This window comes from Nocardioides korecus (assembly GCF_054778395.1).
Genome location: NZ_BAAGZO010000047.1, coordinates 1 through 544, shown reverse-complemented (window position 1 = coordinate 544; position 544 = coordinate 1). Strand labels below are relative to the sequence as shown.

The 544-nt window shown below is 70.6% G+C and carries 1 protein-coding gene; it reads left to right on the top strand.

All coding sequences use genetic code 11. The annotated features are described in order from the left end of the window. Nucleotides 1-258, top strand: a 258-nt coding sequence (locus ACYVDA_RS20780; protein WP_460820445.1) for an HAD family hydrolase, incomplete at its 5' end; no start/stop codon positions are given. Between the last annotated feature and the right edge of the window lie 286 nt (nucleotides 259-544).

Here is a 544-nt window from a genome sequence, read left to right as displayed (position 1 = left end):
GAGCGCCTGCTGACGGTGGAGGATGCCGGCCGCTGGAAACCCGCGCCGGAGGCCTACGCGTACGCCTTGCAGCAGTGCGGCGTCGACCCGGAGGACGCGATGCTCGTCGCCGTTCACCCGTGGGACACCGACGGGGCGTCTCGCGCGGGCCTCGCCACCGCGTGGTTGAACCGGACGGGTGGTCCCTACCCGGCGTACTTCAGGGCCCCCGACCTCCGGACGTCATCCTTGTCCGACCTCGCCGACCAGCTGCGCTGAGCCGATGCAGCCGTTCGGGCACGGCTGCGAAACACCGCGGAACAGCCCGAACGCCGTAGCGCGTTCCCGGGTGCACCAGCGGTGCCGCCTGAACGACGAGGACGTCCGGGCGGCACCGCACCGTGATGCGACCGCGGAGGTCGAGGCTCAGAGCGCCGGAGCCGCCGGCAGGTCGAGATCGGTCTTCACGAAGTGGTTGAAGTAGTTCGTGAGCAGGTTCAGGGTGACGTGCGCGGACAGCTCCGTGAGCTGGTCGTCGGTCCATCCCGCGTCGAGCGCCCTCTGC